Source organism: Sanguibacteroides sp. AM78-02pH3A (genome assembly GCF_027666085.1).
Classification (GTDB): Bacteria; Bacteroidota; Bacteroidia; order Bacteroidales; family Marinifilaceae; genus Gabonibacter; species Gabonibacter massiliensis.
Genome location: NZ_JAQEHX010000002.1, coordinates 346746 through 362671 on the forward strand (window position 1 = coordinate 346746; position 15926 = coordinate 362671).

Here is a 15926-nt window from a genome sequence, read left to right on the forward strand (position 1 = left end):
GATTTTTATTTAAATTTTGATTTACGATTTGAGATTAGAGGACAACCAAAACGTCCGTTTGATTCATTACTAAATATTTCTTATCATCGATGTGAAGTTCTGTTCCGGCGTATTTTCCGAATAAAACGGTATCGCCAACTTTAATTTCCATTGGTTCATCATGTTTTCCATTACCTGTTGCGATGACAACTCCTTTTTGTGGTTTCTCTTGTGCTGAATCCGGAATGATAATTCCAGATGCTGTCTTTGTTTCTGCCTCTACCGGCTCTACGATGATTTTGCTAAGAACAGTCTTTAGTGCCATAATTCTTATCGTTTAAAAGTTTATATTAATTATTTCGATTCGTTTTTAATTACGACAGGAAACTTGCATTTTCCGTGCCAAACAAAAAAATGTCAGCATGACTGACATACTGACATTTTTACTTTACGAGTTTTGTCGTTATAATGTTTCCTATTTTTCTTCCGGAGTGGTAGTTTTATTTTCTTCAGACGGATTTGACGTATTATTGTCTGTACTTCCCGTTGAAAAGTCGGGCATGGACTGTTGTATTGGAACGGCCATATTACCGATTTTTTCCTGAATGGCAGATTTACCTCCCTGTTCTTCTCTGGGGATAAGCATTGAGGCTGCAACACATAGAACCAACATGGCTCCTGCTAATGTCCAAGTCGCTTTCTCCAAAAAATCCGTTGTTTTTCTTACGCCCATAATTTGGTTTGAGGAAGCAAAAGTGGAAGATAACCCGCCTCCTTTTGAATTTTGCACCAAAACAATCAGTATAAGTAAAGCGCAAACAATAAAGATCAAAACAGAAATAGCTATGTACATGATGAATTCGTATTATTATTTATTATCTCTTTAATTTTTTCGATTTGGTTTGCAAAGTAAATACTTTTTTCCGGATATTTCAAACTTAATTTTAGATAAGTTGCGACAGCCTTGTCATATAGTTTTTGTTTCACGTATATTTTAGCTAACGTTTCTGAAAAGAAACTTTCGTTTTCTTCTATGGCAATCCCGGAGTTTTTACTCGTGTCTTCCGGGTCTTTCAGGATGGGCCTGTTCTTTTGCTCGGACCCTTCAGTGGGAAGATCCCGGTTTGTGTTTTTGTTTTTTGAGGGCTTTCTTAATACATGTGCAATCTCGCTTATCGGCAAGATTTCTTCATCGGGAAATTCGTTTTCGATTCGATAAGGTATCAGTAACGGTGTCGCGGACGACGAGGGATCTTTTTTCAGGTTGATCTCCTCCGTGTCTTTGATGAATTCAATGGCCATGTGGTTTTTTGCGTCAGACTCAAAAAAGGTAAATGCCATTTTTTCCTCTAAGGGGATCATATCATGCAGAAACCGGTAAAATTGTTTGTGATCAGGGATATAGATGGTGTTTTGCTTCAATTTTTCAGTGTAAGCGATTTGTCCTGAAACATGCAATAGTTTCAGGTATATCATCCGGGGAAGGGCGAAGTAAGGAAATTTTTCTATTAAGCTCTCCAATGCTTTTAGTTTTTCGTCTTCTGCCTCCTGCGAATGAATGAATCCGATTAGTTCGTTCAAATTCACCGATCTGTTAAATGTTACCAGTTGACAAATGCTTTATTGTATACGTCTTCGATAATTTCATCAACGATTTTTTTGATTAAATCGGCCTCGATAGCATCATAATCTTCATCGATACCGTAGTTTTGATAATGGGAAAACCGGGAATCGAAATTTGATTTGCCTGTTTCGTCCTTCGTGTTGGTATATTTTACCCGTATCTCAATGGTTAATCGGTTGGAGGCTGCCACTTCGTTGTTCTGTATCTCCATCGGACGTTGGGAGAACCCGACAATCTGCCCTTCGAAACGTACGTCTCCGTCATTGTTGGTTACTTCTGTCAGGTTGGTTCTGGAACGGAGGTAACTTTTCAATGCTTCTGTAAAATTTGATCCCAAATCCGGAGCGAACGCGGTTTTGTTCGAAAAATAATCGACGGAAAATGTTTTCACGTCGGGAGATATCTGGGCTCCGGTAAATGAATAGCTTACGCTCGCTAACTTGCAACCGCTAAAACCAATAGCCAATAATAATACAGGTATAATTTTTTTAATCATAAGCAGTTTATAAAACTTAGTGAACAAAAGTAATAAACTTTTCCAAGAATCAATTTTCGATATTGTATTCTTTCAATTTTCGATATAAGGTCCTTTCCGAGATACCGAGATCTTGTGCCGCTAATTTTCGTTTCCCGTGGTTCTTTTCCAGAGCCTTTATAATCATCTCTTTCTCTTTTTCTTCTAAGGAAAGAGATTCTTCAATAACAGCTTCGGTGTCTTCGATGTGTTCTTCCTCTTTAGGGAAAATTTTTGTAACGGACGGTTTCCCGAGTTCTGCCGGGGCCGTATCGTATAAATTCCGAAGAACAATAGAGGTCGAAGGTTTGATATCTGTTTTTTCTATCTGCTCTTTTTGCATGATGTCATACACGAGTTGCTTTAAATCATTCATGTCTTTTTTCATGTCGAAAAGAATTTTATAAAGAATCTCTCTTTCATTGGCAAAACTCTGATCGTTCTCCGGGAGGTTGGTAAGAGTCGGAAGGTTGTTACCCTGTTGGGGAAGATACTCTTTTAATGTTTGGGCATCCACGATTCTTTCCCGTTCCAGGATAGAGATCTGTTCGGTAATGTTTTTCAATTGCCTGACATTACCCGGCCAGGAGTAATTTTCCAATACGAAAGCGGCTTCCTCTGAAAGTTTAATCGCCGGCATGCGGTATTTCTCGGCAAAATCTGCCGCAAATTTGCGGAAAAGTAGGACAATATCTTCTTTACGTTCCCGAAGCGGGGGAATTTGAATAGGGATGGTGCTGATCCGATAATAGAGGTCTTCTCTGAATTTACCGTTTTTTACTGCCGAGGGGAGATCCACGTTGGTTGCCGCGATAACTCTCACGTCGGTTTTTTGCACTTTCGAAGAACCGACGCGAATGAACTCTCCGGCTTCGAGTACGCGTAACAATTTAGCTTGAGTGGATAGAGGCAATTCCCCTACTTCATCCAGAAAAATCGTTCCCCCGTTGCTTACTTCGAAATATCCCTTCCGGTCTGCCAACGCTCCCGTGAACGAGCCCTTTTCGTGTCCGAACAGTTCGGAATCGATAGTCCCTTCGGGGATAGCTCCGCAGTTTACTGCAATGTATTGAGCGTGTTTACGGCTACTGTAACTATGAATAATACGCGGGAAGATCTCTTTCCCCACTCCGCTTTCTCCCGTTATCATGACGGTGAAGTCCGTGGGGGCGACTTGTATAGCTTTTTCTATTGCCCTGTTTAATTTTAAATCGTTACCGATAATTTCGAATCGTTGCTTAATGGCTCTTATATCTTCCATTTTCCAATTTCTGTTTTAGAATTATGCCTATCTGCAAAATTAGCAGTTTTTACTGACATAATTACATTGTCAAAAATAGTTTTTATCATCTTTTCCGTTTAACGGATAACTTTGGAAAATGACTTACGTAAAAGTAAAAGTTTGAACTCGGTGACGTGGATAGAATATTTTATTAATCTGATTTTTTTTTGGAGTTAAATTTATATATTCGTGACAAATTAAAAGCACAGAAACAATGAGAAACACATTAATGATTGCGGCACTCTTGGCCTTTGTTTTGGCCGGATGCCAACCCAAGGTTCAAAATCTGAACGTTAAGCAGGATCATCTGTCTCATACGACAGGTGATTGGAGTATCGAAGTAAAGCATTCGGTTTTCTCCTCTTCGACTCCGGCCGTAAACAAGAGTTGTGAGGTTTTGAACGGAGAAATCCAGAAATGTTTAAACGGTTTGATCGATAGTTTGAAAGCAGATGCGACCGATTTTTTTAATACCTTTGTAACGGATACGACAAATCGTCCGGTATGGAGTTACGAGTTGGTTGCGGGCGATAGCGTATTCATGGCGACAGACGAATACGTGAGCGTTCTTTTAACGGTCTATACTTTTACGGGGGGAGCGCACGGAATGACTAACTTTTATGCCTTTAATTATGATGTGAAAAATCAAAAACTGCTGTCTCCGAAGGACATTGTAAATTATTCCAAGGAGAAAGCAATCAATACCCTGTTAAAAGCACATTTTAAAAATCCGGATGATTGTTTTACTACGGACCCGACATTGGATGCCGTAACGGTGATTAATTTTAATCGGAAGGAGTTGTGTTTTACTTATGCGCAATATGTATTAGGAGCTTATGCTTGCGGTGTGGCGCAAATAAATGTTCCCCGGACGGAGTTGAAAGGAGATTTATTCATTCATTAGCATATTGTAATTGTCTCTTTTTACCTTCAATCTCCCGTAAGAACCGAGATCGGGTAAAAAGAGACAATTTTATTCTGATGGGTTGAATTACTCCGACTTTATTCATATATTTGTGGAAAAGAGTGTGTAAGCGTGATTCCTGTAGATAAATATAGAAGTGATGAAGAACTTTTACAGCTGTATTGTAAGAGCGGGAAACTTATTTATCTAACCGATCTGTACAAGAGGTACATGCCTTTGGTGTACGGTGTCGCGTTAAAGTACCTCAAAAAGCCGGAGGATGCTCAAGATGCTGTCATGCAGTTGTTCGAAAATACGGTGGAAAAAGCTAAAAGTACGAAAATAGAAGTCTTTAAATCTTGGCTTTATACCTGTACGAGGAATTATTGTCTGATGGAGTTGCGAAAAAAAACATGGAATGTTTCTTTAAATTTAGATCATTCGTTTATGGATTTCTGTGAAGATTTGCATCTTGAATTCGATGGAGAGAATGAAGAGCGGGAAAAAGCGGTGCGGGAGTGTATGGAGGAGTTACCCGAAAAACAGAGAATTTGTATTAATCACTTCTTTTTTGATGAACTTTCCTATAAGGAAGTGGAGATGCGAACAGGATTCTCTTCTAAGAACGTGAAGAGTTTTATTCAGAACGGAAAACGGAATTTGAAGCTTTGTATAAATCGGAAAGGCTTGGGTTTCTATGACAGGGAGCAATGACATAAAAGAGTATCTTCGAAGTAATCGGAAAGGTCAGGCGGCTAATCGCCTGGAAAAAGATGCTTTGTCCGATCCTTTTTTGTATGAGGCGATGGAAGGATTGTCGCAGATTTCCGATCCTATGGATGGTTTGATACGTTTGGAACGGCAACTCGATGACCGGGCTTCGGTGGGGAATCACTTTAGGCAACGGGTATGGGGAATCGTTGCCGGAGTCATTGTCGTTACGGGTATTGCATTGTGTTTTTTATGGCCGGTCGACGAGACGGAACAGAATGTGATGTTGAGCAAGGGTGGCGAAAAGGCTGATGTCCCGGGGGGAAAAATAGAGAATCCTGTCGCGTTGTCGAGAAGTAGGAAGCCGGATTCTTTGGTAGAAAATGCAAAGCCGGTCATAATGGCCGATACGGAAAGAGCAGATACGGTCAATACGGAGAAAGAAGATGAGAAGATGGATCGTGCCGTTGAGAATATCAGGGCAAAAGAAAGTAAAATGAAAAGGACTGTAATGGGGAGTTCGGTAAAAGTTGATTCCGGAATGCAGAAAACGAAAGGAGACTCTCTTATGGCAGAAAATGTCATCCGTTTTAATCGCTACGCGGAAAAGAATTTGAAATACCCGAAGGAAGAGGTAGAGGAAAATAAAACCGGAGAGGTCCGACTCTCTTTCGAGATTAATCAAAAAGGCGTACCTTCCCGTATACGGATAGCTGATGGTTTTTCTTATCCCGTGAATGATGAAATCATCCGTTTGCTCGTCGACGGTCCCCGGTGGAAAAAGGTCGATGGGATAGGAAGGGTGGAAGTGATTGTCCGTTTCGAATTAGGAAAAGAACGAAAGGATGATCGTGCTGTTTTACGTTTGGTAGACTTCGTTGAAAAATGAGCGGATGTCTTCTTCTATTTTCAGGATGGCCGGGTAAGCCCCAAAATGTAAATTTTTTTTCAATTGTTCGTCGATACTGTTTCTATAACCGAAAAGATTGATTTTTGAAATCTCTTTGCCGGATGATTCCCGGGCTGATCGTAAAATCTTTTTGCAGACCTCTTTGTGCAAAGAGTAGATCAGATCGTAAACATTATGTCCCCTGACGAAAAAATAGGTATTCTCCGGGACTAAGCCTAAGTTTTCGTATTTTTCCTTTAGCATATCGAGATCGGCTTTGGGATATTTACGGTGTAAATAATTTGTTTTCTGTCTGATACGTTGTTGTAGTTCTTGAAGCAGTCGTTGGGCGTTATGCCGGATGTCCGGATGGGGACCTCTCCACCGGGGAGTGATCAATTCGTTGAATTCGGAAATTGGAAAACGTTTGGGATCTGCAACGAGAAAATAGAGATGCCATAAGAAAAGTTCGTAAATAATACGGGAAAATGCCTTTATGAATCGGTCGAAATCAAAAATCGTATTGGGTAATGTGGTGATGCGTTGGCAAATTTCATTTAATCCCTTTCCGTAACAATGGTGGTTTTCGAAAGAATAAGTATAGGTTTGAAAGACAAAATGCTTTATGCTCATTTCCCGTTCTTGCAGTAAGTAGCGGTAGTCACTATCGATGCAGATAAAAAATTTGGGTCCTAAAAATTTCAGGTATTTCAAGCATTGAGTTACTCCTTTCGTTTCGTTTCCCCTTTCGTTTCGGGAGCCTGCGATGAAGTGAAAACGGTCCCGGGGACGAAAATGATTGAATATTTTACTCCAAAACAGGATATCATCTTTATCTTCAACATGTATGGCGGCTCGACAGCGTAACATTTGTGCATCCATCATAAAACGTTTGGCCGCATGATAATAATATTTCTCTTTATTAATATCGACAGTAGGGAACATGTAAATTAATGCTTTAGGTGGTTTTCCATGATTTTTATTGAACGATCAGGTCCTCAATAAATACCAGTTTATCTCCCCATCCGTCGCCGAACAAGCTGGGCGAATGGGTAGACGTAATGATTTGACAACAGGGATTTAATTTTTGTATCTCTTCGAACAGCCGGTATTGCCATTCGATATGAAGGGAGATTTCCGGCTCGTCCATCAATAGCACGTAAGGTTGTCCGTCCATCAGGAAAACACGCAATAGAATAATCAATAGTTGCTTTTCTCCGGAAGAGAGTTTATGAAGGTGGATGGTCTCTTTGCCGTCTTTGAAGATCAGCTGATTGGTCATGGGATCGATCTCTATGGTCTTCCCCGTTCCTGCAAAAAGGTGGTTGACCGTGTCATAAAAATGCCGGATCCGGGTATTTATCTCTTCCGCTTGTTCGGGGAAATTGGTCGCTTTTAGCCGGTAATCCGAAAAAGAAGCATTATTCTCTCCTACGCTGTAAACAATCTCTTTCAATTCGCTTAATAACGGGCTATCTTCTTTTCCCATTTTTCGGCGGTCCTTCAATGGAACATCGAAGGTGCTTATTTTCATGTAGTTGAATCCGGATAATTTTTGTTTGATCTCGTTTGGCGTCGTTTGGCGATTGTAGGGAATGGCAATGTCGTCGATGATGATTTCCGCCTCGATATTGTAATTTCTCAGCCTCTTCACGTCTGCGGATAGTAATGCGTCCATTACGTTGAAAAAGGTAGTTTTCCCGCTACCGTTGATTCCGGTCAGAATGTTAACATCCGGATTGAGGTTTTCCCATCGGAAATTGTATTTCCCCCAGACATTCCGTATCTCGATTTTTTGAATTTTATTGGCTTTCATGACAAATGGCGATTAAAAATGAACTTTGCTCCCAATCATTATCAACAAAGGTAATAAAATTTATATTTTTGTGCTGCTTTGAGGGAGATTATCGTCTATATGTCGAGAATATAAATGTGTTAACAAGAAGAAAATGAAAGGGGTTTATACGATCGGATTACTTTTGGTGTCTAATATGTTTATGACTTTTGCCTGGTACGGACACTTGAAATTGCAAGAGACAAAAATAATTAGTCATTGGCCGCTTATCGGCGTAATCCTCTTTTCATGGGCGATTGCTTTTTTCGAGTATTGTGCTCAGGTTCCAGCCAACCGGATCGGTTTTGAAGGGAATGGCGGTCCTTTTTCGTTGATGCAGTTAAAGGTTATTCAAGAGGTAATCACATTGGCGATATTTATCCTTTTTTCTATGCTATTCTTCAAAGGTGTTACCTTTCAATGGAATCATTTGGCGGCCTGTATCTGTCTCGTTTTGGCCGTCTATTTCGTGTTTATGAAATAAATCACGGTATACGGGAAGGGTCTAAGGGGCCGGGCGCCGTTCTATCTATCGGGTTTTCGGCCTTGCCTGTTCAAACATGAAAAACTACTTGGTCAAATCGAAACAAATGGTTACATTTGGAAGCAGGGATCGAATTTCGCAGAAAAGAATGAAACTAAAGAGATTTTAATAACGTTTATTCTTGCTGAAAATAGGAGTTATGTTTTCAACGGAAATACAATATCAATTTAGAAAATTTTACCGGATAACAAAAACGATTTTGGAGGGAGCGGGGCGTGTCGTGTTGTTTATGGCTTCATTTGTGGCTATCTTTTTAGTCGTTTATAAATTCGGTTTTAAGGGAGCTTCGGCGTATCAGGAGGAGATTTATAGCATGTATAAGGGGATAACCAATCTCTTTTTTATTTTTCTTACCATCCGGTTCCTCCTTAATTTTAAATTGTTGCGGGAAGAAAAAGGCTTCTGGTTAGAGGTCTTTTTTTTGATTGTTTTACTTGGTTTGATTATTGCCGAATACCGGTTTTCGATCCCTGAGGTGATAACGCGGAATCCGGTACTGTATCGGTTGAATCGAATCGTAACCTATACGGTCGTTTTGATTCTGAGCACGATCTATCTTTCAAAAGAGTTCTTTGTCGTGCTCAAAAGTAATGTCCGTCCCGAAATGATGTTCGTTATCAGTTTTCTGATGTTGATTTTGATCGGGACCTTCTTGTTGAAACTACCCACGGCTACTTACGAGAAAATCAGTTTTATCGATGCCCTTTTTACGGCGACAAGTGCGGTGTGCGTAACGGGATTGACGGTACTTGATACGGCAAAAGTTTTTACCCCGACAGGGGATGTGATCCTTTTATTGTTGATTCAGTTAGGCGGGATCGGGGTGATGACGTTTACCAGTTTCTTCGCCATGTCCTTTTTGGGGAAAACGACGTTCCGGGATCAGTTAGCTCTTAAAAACTTGTTGAACGAATCTTCCCTGAATAATATTTTCAGAACCTTGTTTTACACGGTAACGACGACCTTACTGATAGAGGCTGTCGGGGTGTATATAGTCTATCTGCAAATTCAGGATGTGGAAGGAATTCAGGATAAGTTTTTCTTTTCCCTTTTCCATGCCGTTTCGGCATTTTGTAACGCTGGTTTTTCTACTTTGCCCGGAAATTTGTATGATCCTTTGGTTCGAAATGTTTATGGATTACAAGTTTGGTTAGGTCTTCTGATCGTTTTCGGCGGCCTGGGATTTCCTATATTGTTTAATTACGGAAGTTATTTTAAATATAAGATACGGTGTTTTTTAGTGTATTTGTTTCATGGAAAACGAAAAGTTGAGTATAGGGCTCATATCGTGAGCACCACTACTCGGATCGTGTTGCCGACAACCTTGGTCTTATTGGTGTTGGGAATGGTGTTCTTTTTGTTTTTTGAAGATGGTAATACCCTGGAAGGTCTATCCTGGCAAGGAAAGTTGGCTACCTCGTTTATGGCTTCCGTGACGACTCGAACGGCAGGATTTAATAATGTGGATATGGCCGCGTTACATCAGGCTACGATTTTTCTATTTATCTTATTGATGTGGATCGGAGCCTCTCCGATGTCTACGGGCGGGGGAATAAAAACGACTACCTTCGTTATCGCTTTAAAGAATGTTATCGCTATTCTCCGGGGAGAAGATAGGGTGGAGATCGGTAAGAGACAATTAACCCGTTTAAATGTGAATCGGGCTCAGGCGATTATCTTTTTGTCTTTGGCGTGGACGGCTTTGGCCGTTATGCTGCTTTCGATACTGGAACCTCAGGGGAGGTTCGTTCAAATCGTATTTGAAGTTTTTTCTGCTTTGGGAACGGTAGGGCTTTCGTTGAATTTTACCCCGGCTATGAGTGATGCGGGAAAAATAATCATTAGTCTCACGATGTTCGTGGGGCGGGTAGGATTGATCACGTTGTTATCGGGTGTTGTCAAGCAGCGGCAGGAGAAGTTGTACAGGTATGCGGACGATACGGTGATATTATAAGTATGAATGAAGTTAATGTTTGAATGATATGAAGTGCATTGTTATCGGTTTAGGACATTTTGGACTGGCTTTGTCACAGCGTTTGACGGCTTTGGGACATGAGGTGATCGGAGTTGACAACGATTTGAATAAAATCAATCAGTACAAGGACAGCATTACGACGACCATTGCCTTGGACGTCCGGAGCGAACAGGCTTTGGGATCTCTACCTTTGAAAGATGTGGATATCGTGTTTGTGGTCATCGGTAAGGATTTCGGTACCTCTTTGTACGTACTTGCCCTGTTGAAACAATTTGCAGTCAAGCGTATCGTTGCCAGAGCCATGTCGGAGGTTCACAAAACGATTATGGAGACGATGGGTATTACGGAGATTATCAATCCGGAGTGGGAATATGCCGATTTTTTTGCCCTGAAGGTAGAGTTGGCAACGACCATCGATTCTTACGTGGTCGATACCGATCACGTGATTATCGAATGGGAAGTTCCTGCCGGATTCGTCGGTCGTAAATTAGGCGATGTGGATTTCGAGCGGGAGTTCGGTTTGAAATTGATAACCCTGAAACGTTTGCAGGAAAAAGAGGATAAGCCTACGGTTCTTCCCGAGCTGCCAAGTGATCTGATACTTGAAAGAAGAGATATTCTGGTGCTTTTTGGATTGCACAAGAACTTCCGGAAGTTAGGAATTCAATTGCAATAAGTAATTTTTTAAGATATCCCCATTCCGGAACTCCTGTAAAAGAAAAGGATCTTTTTCGAACTCCTTTTTTACATTTTCCAGTTCCTTTTCCGTTTGTAAACCCGGAATAACGGTTGTCCGAAAAAGATACTCTATACCTGAAGCCCGAATGATACGAATAGACTCTTTTATTTTGTCCAGCAATTCGGAACTTATATTGGGGCTTATTTTCCGGTAGGCAGTTAGGTTTAACGCGGATTTTATGTCCATGGCAATTGCGTCGATCCGTTTCCCGGCAATAAGTTCTCGGAGAAGGTCGGGATTGCTCCCGTTCGTGTCCAATTTTATGTCGAACCCTAACTTTTTTATTTTTTGGACAAAAAGAATAAGGTCAGGTTGAAGGGTTGGTTCGCCTCCGGAGATAACAACTCCGTCCAACCATTGTCGGCGTTTGGACAGAAACGAAAATAGTTCCGCTTCCGTCCATTTTTGATTATTCGTAAAAAGTTCCGGTAGGACAAGGGAGGGATTGTGACAATAACCGCACCGGAAATTGCATCCCTGGGTAAATATAACGGCGGTCACTCTCCCTTCCCAATCGATCAGGCTCTGTTTAATCAATCCTCCGATTCGCATATCGCAATTTCTTCCGTGATACTGTTGTCAAAATGTTTCCGGTCGTCAAACTCGGCCCGTTTTCCGTTGTTCCATTGACTCACTGGACGCATGTAGCCGACGATCCTGCTGTATACTTCCGACTTCGCTCCGCATTGGGGGCAGGTAAAATGTTCTCCGGCTATGTAACCGTGGGAGGGACATATGCTGAAGGAAGGCGAGAGCGTGATATAGGGTAACCGGAATGCGGAAGTTACTTTCCGTATCATGTTTTTAGCGGCTTGGGCGGAAGTCCGGTGTTCCCCGGTAAAAACGTGGAAGACGGTTCCTCCGGTATAAAGGGTTTGAAGCTGATCCTGTTGTTCGAGTGCTTCGTACAGGTCTTCCGTAAAATGTACCGGTAAATGGGTGGAATTCGTGTAATAAGGTTGTGCTCCTTTTTCGAATTCTTTCCGGTTGGCCACGATAATGTCCGGATATGCGGCCGTGTCCAGTAAAGCAAAACGATAGGAGGTACTTTCTGCCGGAGTGGCTTCCAAATTATAGATGTTGCCGGTCTCCTCCTGAAATTCGGTTAAAATGTCCCGCATGAAAAGCATTGTTTTTTGAGCGAATTCTATTCCGTCCGAATGGGTGATAGGTACTCCTAAGAAGTTGAGGCAGCATTCGTTCATTCCGTTTATCCCGATGGTAGAGAAATGGTTTTTCCAGAAACAGTCGTAACGTTCGTGTACGTGTCTGAGGTAGTATTTGGAGTAGGGATAAAGTCCTTTTTCGGTATAACGTTCAATGACTTTTCGTTTGATCTCCAGGCTATCTTTAGCGATTTCCATCAAATAACGTAGACGTTGATAAAAGTTTTCTTCCGATACGGATTCATAACCTAAACGGGGCAGATTGATAGTAACGACACCCACGGACCCGGTAAGCGGGTTGGCAGCAAACAGTCCTCCTCCCCGTTTCATCAATTCCCGTTTATCCAAGCGTAAACGGCAGCACATGCTGCGGACATCGTCCGGTTTCATATCGGAGTTCACGAAATTGGAAAAATAGGGAATCCCGTATTTGGCCGTCATCTCCCATATCCCTTCGTGTTCGGGATTGTTCCAATCAAAATCCGGAGTGATATTGTAGGTCGGGATAGGGAAGGAGAAGAGACTGCCGGAAGCATCACCTTCGTACATTACTTCGGTAAATGCTTTATTTAGTAAAGTGACCTCCGCTTGGAAGTCGCCGTATACTTCTTCCTTGATTTCTCCGCCGTGAACAATCGGTTCGTTTTTTAAGAAATCCGGAACAGTTAGGTCCATGGTAATGTTGGTAAAAGGGGTTTGGAAGCCGACGCGTGTCGGTACGTTTAAGTTAAACAGAAACTCCTGTAAGCATTGTTTTATCTGTTTGTAATCCAATTGATCGTAGCGGATATAAGGGGCCAGGAAGGTATCGAAATTGGAGAAGGCCTGAGCCCCGGCGGCTTCTCCCTGCATGGTATAGAAAAAGTTGACAATTTGTCCTAAAGCTGTCCGGAAATGTTTGGCCGGTTTACTTTGGGCTTTTCCCTCAACTCCCCTGAAACCGACTGTTAGTAAGTCTTTCAGATCCCATCCGACACAATACACGCTTAAAAATCCGAGATCGTGAATATGAAGGGCCCCGCTTTTGTGAGCTTCGGATATTCTCTCCGGATAGAGATTGTTTAACCAGTAATTGGACGTGATCTGGGTGGAGATATGTTGGTTTAACCCTTGTAGAGAATAGGACGAATTGGCACTCTCTTTTACTTTCCAGTCGCTTAAAGTCAGGTAATCGTCCATCACTTCGATATTGGTAAGCAATACCTTGGAATTCCGGATCTGTTCATGTTGTTTCCGGTAAAGCAGATAAATTTTCAATAAATTGAAATCTCCGTGTTGCAAGAGTACCTGTTCAACCGTGTCCTGTACGATCTCCACGTGGGGAATGACTCCTTCTGGGGTGTCGGTTTTTAGAATTTCAATCACCTTGTTGCAGAGTTCGCGTGCTGTTTTACGATGAGGGTTTCCCGTTGCTCGCGTAGCTTTAAAAATCGCTTGTTCGATTTTTTCCGCTTTAAAATCGCAAATCTCCCCGTTGCGTTTTACAATTTTTGAAAAAGAGCTGTTTTCGTTCATTCTTAAAGGTTTTAGTAATGAATAAATAAATTTACTATAACCTTGGGTAAAATGAGAATAGTCCGATAGGCAAGCCTTCTCCTCGCTTTTCACCCGAAAGTTACGGATATATCGCAATCGGCAGGTCTTCTGACTCGCTATTTTCGACCTCCTTCCCATCGGTTATCCGACAGTGGATCTCTTGATCGAAAAACAAAAAAAGCTTACAGCTACGGGTATAGTCCCGGATTTTCACCGGATTCCCTATTAATCACAAACGTGAACCGAATGCATGACGAAAGTAAATAAAAATAAGATAGGATATATCGTAATCTTTGTTTTTAACAATAATTCTAAGTGGAATATATTGTTAATAAACTTATATTAAGTTGTTTGTGTGTATGAATAGGAAAATTTTGTATGATATTTATTTAATAAAGTTTTCATTTTTGGGAAACATTTTAGTCTGAATATTCTTTTTGGCAATCCTTGCAATGAGATCCCGGTGCTTCAAATTCCAACGTGGCATGAATAATGCCGATATGCTCCAATTCATGTTTCAAATCGCATTTTACGGTTTCCATTTGGGACATGTCATCGATGACGACGTGTACGGTAAGAGCGGTTTCGGTCGTGCTTAAAGCCCAGATATGCAAATGATGAAATCCTTTTACCCCGCGGGCAGAGGCAATGGTTTTTTCGACCTGTCTGTAATCGGTTCCGGCGGGAACCCCGTCTAAGGACAAGCGAATACTGTCTCGCAGCAATCCCCAAGTGGAATAAACGATGATGACGGCAATTCCGATCCCGATAAGCGGATCGATGATATTCCATCCCGTGTTGGCGATAATCAATCCGGAGACCAAAACACCGATGGAGACCAAGGCATCTGCTGCCATATGTAGATAAGCTCCTTTTACGTTCAGGTCCTTTTCTTTATCTTTCATAAACAGCCAGGCCGTGATCCCGTTGATGACTACTCCGACTCCGGCAACCCAGGCGACGGCGTCTCCGTCGACCGGCTGAGGATGGAATAGTTTGTTGATGCTTTCTCCCAAGATGAAGCCTACGGCAATCAACAGGATGACGGCATTTAAAAGGGAGGCTAAGACCGTGCTTTTTTTGTAGCCGTACGTGTATTTGGTATTGGCTTGTACGCGGGAAAGCCGGAAAGCCAGCATGGCCAATACAAGACTGAAGACATCGCTTAAGTTGTGTCCCGCATCCGAGAGTAATCCCAAAGAATTAAACCAGAATCCCGCAACGAATTCAACGACCACGAAAGCCGTGTTTAACGTGATCCCTATGATAAAAGCTTTATTTAGACTGGTGATTCTATGGTGGTGATGTTCGTGCGTATGTTCCATATCTTTTTGGTTATGCCAATAAAATTAAACTTAAAGCCATGATTCCCATTCCGGAGATAAGTCCGTAGATGGAGATGTGGTGTTCTCCGTATTCCCGGGCGGCAGGAAGTAATTCATCTATGGAAATAAAGACCATGATACCTGCGACGGCTGCGAAGATACATCCCATCAGGACGGGCGACATAAAGGGCATGAGTACTAAATAAGCCAGAAGAGCACCGGTCGGTTCCGCCAGGCCGGACAGAAGGGAATAACGAAATGCCTTTTTACGATCTCCGGTTGCATGGTAAATAGGAACAGAAACGGCAATACCTTCCGGGATATTGTGGATGGCGATAGCGACGGCTATTGCAATTCCTAAAGTCGGGCTTTCCACTGCAGCCGTGAAAGTAGCGATACCTTCCGGGAAGTTATGGATGCCGATGGCCAGGGCCGTCATCAGTCCCATGCGCATCAATTTTGTATCCTTGGGGGGAGGGGTATCCATACTTTCTACGGAACGAACTTCGTGAGGATTTTCAAAGGAAGGTACCAGACGATCGATGATACCGATCAATGACATTCCCGCGAAGAAGCAGAGGACCGTCATGGTCATACCGTATTTTGAACCTAACTCGGCCGTAAGGGAAGTTTCCGCCTGTTGGAAGATTTCCACGAAAGAGACGTATATCATTACTCCCGCGGAGAGTCCCAGCGAAAAGGAGAGAAAACGTTTGTTCGTGTGATGGGTGAAAAAAGCGATCAGGCTACCGATACCGGTTGCCAATCCTGCAAGTAAAGTCAATAATAACGGAATAAATAAACTTTCTTTCATGAATTCGATATTATCCGGGTTATACCCGATGTTTTCCGGAGATTTCGTTTGGTTTATTTTACAAAGATAGATTTTTTACGGGTATGAAAA

The 15926-nt window shown here is 41.9% G+C and carries 17 protein-coding genes and 1 riboswitch; of the genes, 6 read left to right on the top strand and 11 right to left on the bottom strand.

What is annotated here, in order from left to right; genetic code table 11:
• Nucleotides 1–34 precede the first annotated feature (34 nt).
• From PGR74_RS04235 to PGR74_RS04255, 5 genes are all read right to left on the bottom strand, one after another.
• Nucleotides 35–304 (bottom strand): co-chaperone GroES, encoded by a 270-nt coding sequence (locus PGR74_RS04235; RefSeq protein ID WP_041503344.1) that lies wholly within the window; start codon nt 302–304, stop codon nt 35–37.
• Between the two features lie 150 nt (nt 305–454).
• Complete coding sequence (gene secG, locus PGR74_RS04240) at nt 455–832, bottom strand: preprotein translocase subunit SecG (protein WP_041503345.1); 378 nt, start codon at nt 830–832, stop codon at nt 455–457.
• Nucleotides 823–1560, bottom strand: coding sequence for a hypothetical protein (locus PGR74_RS04245; RefSeq protein ID WP_146216416.1), 738 nt, complete (start codon nt 1558–1560; stop codon nt 823–825). The genes secG and PGR74_RS04245 overlap by 10 nt, the downstream gene beginning before the upstream one ends.
• A gap of 20 nt (nt 1561–1580) precedes the next feature.
• A complete protein-coding gene (locus PGR74_RS04250) occupies nt 1581–2099 on the bottom strand; it encodes an LptE family protein (RefSeq protein WP_041503502.1) in 519 nt (172 codons plus the stop codon).
• A gap of 49 nt (nt 2100–2148) precedes the next feature.
• A complete protein-coding gene (locus PGR74_RS04255) occupies nt 2149–3378 on the bottom strand; it encodes a sigma-54 interaction domain-containing protein (protein ID WP_041503346.1) in 1230 nt (409 codons plus the stop codon).
• A 235-nt stretch (nt 3379–3613) separates the two neighbouring features.
• Between PGR74_RS04255 and PGR74_RS04260 the strand changes: the two genes are divergently transcribed.
• The 3 genes from PGR74_RS04260 (at nt 3614) to PGR74_RS04270 (ending at nt 5903) form a co-directional block, all read left to right on the top strand.
• Entirely contained in the window at nt 3614–4303 is a 690-nt protein-coding gene (locus PGR74_RS04260; RefSeq protein WP_082032901.1) for a DUF4163 domain-containing protein, read from the top strand.
• 132 nt (nt 4304–4435) lie between these two features.
• Nucleotides 4436–5017, top strand: a complete 582-nt coding sequence (locus PGR74_RS04265) for an RNA polymerase sigma factor (RefSeq protein ID WP_235375062.1) — start codon at nt 4436–4438, stop codon at nt 5015–5017.
• The gene (locus PGR74_RS04270) at nt 5001–5903 is read left to right on the top strand and encodes a hypothetical protein (RefSeq protein WP_270516770.1); all 903 of its coding nucleotides are present in this window, start codon (nt 5001–5003) and stop codon (nt 5901–5903) included. Before PGR74_RS04265 ends, PGR74_RS04270 begins: the two co-directional genes overlap by 17 nt.
• Here the strand turns inward: PGR74_RS04270 and PGR74_RS04275 are convergent.
• Nucleotides 5874–6848 carry a DUF4435 domain-containing protein gene (locus tag PGR74_RS04275; protein WP_041503349.1) on the bottom strand — a complete coding sequence of 325 codons (975 nt, stop codon included), beginning with the start codon at nt 6846–6848 and terminating at the stop codon, nt 5874–5876. The two genes, PGR74_RS04270 and PGR74_RS04275, sit on opposite strands and share 30 nt — an antisense overlap.
• A gap of 34 nt (nt 6849–6882) precedes the next feature.
• Entirely contained in the window at nt 6883–7719 is an 837-nt protein-coding gene (locus PGR74_RS04280; protein ID WP_041503350.1) for an AAA family ATPase, read from the bottom strand.
• A gap of 133 nt (nt 7720–7852) precedes the next feature.
• On the opposite strand from PGR74_RS04280, the gene PGR74_RS04285 reads away from it, so the two are divergent.
• From PGR74_RS04285 to PGR74_RS04295, 3 genes are all read left to right on the top strand, one after another.
• A complete protein-coding gene (locus tag PGR74_RS04285) occupies nt 7853–8221 on the top strand; it encodes a DMT family protein (RefSeq protein WP_041503351.1) in 369 nt (122 codons plus the stop codon).
• A 199-nt stretch (nt 8222–8420) separates the two neighbouring features.
• Complete coding sequence (locus PGR74_RS04290; RefSeq protein ID WP_041505207.1) at nt 8421–10235, top strand: TrkH family potassium uptake protein; 1815 nt, start codon at nt 8421–8423, stop codon at nt 10233–10235.
• A gap of 28 nt (nt 10236–10263) precedes the next feature.
• Entirely contained in the window at nt 10264–10932 is a 669-nt protein-coding gene (locus tag PGR74_RS04295) for a potassium channel family protein (RefSeq protein ID WP_041503353.1), read from the top strand.
• Here the strand turns inward: PGR74_RS04295 and PGR74_RS04300 are convergent.
• From PGR74_RS04300 to zupT, 4 genes are all read right to left on the bottom strand, one after another.
• Entirely contained in the window at nt 10912–11547 is a 636-nt protein-coding gene (locus PGR74_RS04300; RefSeq protein ID WP_041503354.1) for an anaerobic ribonucleoside-triphosphate reductase activating protein, read from the bottom strand. The two genes, PGR74_RS04295 and PGR74_RS04300, sit on opposite strands and share 21 nt — an antisense overlap.
• Complete coding sequence (locus PGR74_RS04305) at nt 11529–13676, bottom strand: ribonucleoside triphosphate reductase (RefSeq protein ID WP_270516771.1); 2148 nt, start codon at nt 13674–13676, stop codon at nt 11529–11531. The genes PGR74_RS04300 and PGR74_RS04305 overlap by 19 nt, the downstream gene beginning before the upstream one ends.
• A gap of 102 nt (nt 13677–13778) precedes the next feature.
• Nucleotides 13779–13959: riboswitch (cobalamin riboswitch) on the bottom strand.
• A 157-nt stretch (nt 13960–14116) separates the two neighbouring features.
• Nucleotides 14117–15022 carry a cation diffusion facilitator family transporter gene (locus tag PGR74_RS04310; RefSeq protein ID WP_041505206.1) on the bottom strand — a complete coding sequence of 302 codons (906 nt, stop codon included), beginning with the start codon at nt 15020–15022 and terminating at the stop codon, nt 14117–14119.
• Nucleotides 15023–15032: 10 nt separating this feature from the next.
• The gene (gene zupT, locus PGR74_RS04315; protein WP_059027020.1) at nt 15033–15836 is read right to left on the bottom strand and encodes a zinc transporter ZupT; all 804 of its coding nucleotides are present in this window, start codon (nt 15834–15836) and stop codon (nt 15033–15035) included.
• Nucleotides 15837–15926 lie beyond the last annotated feature (90 nt).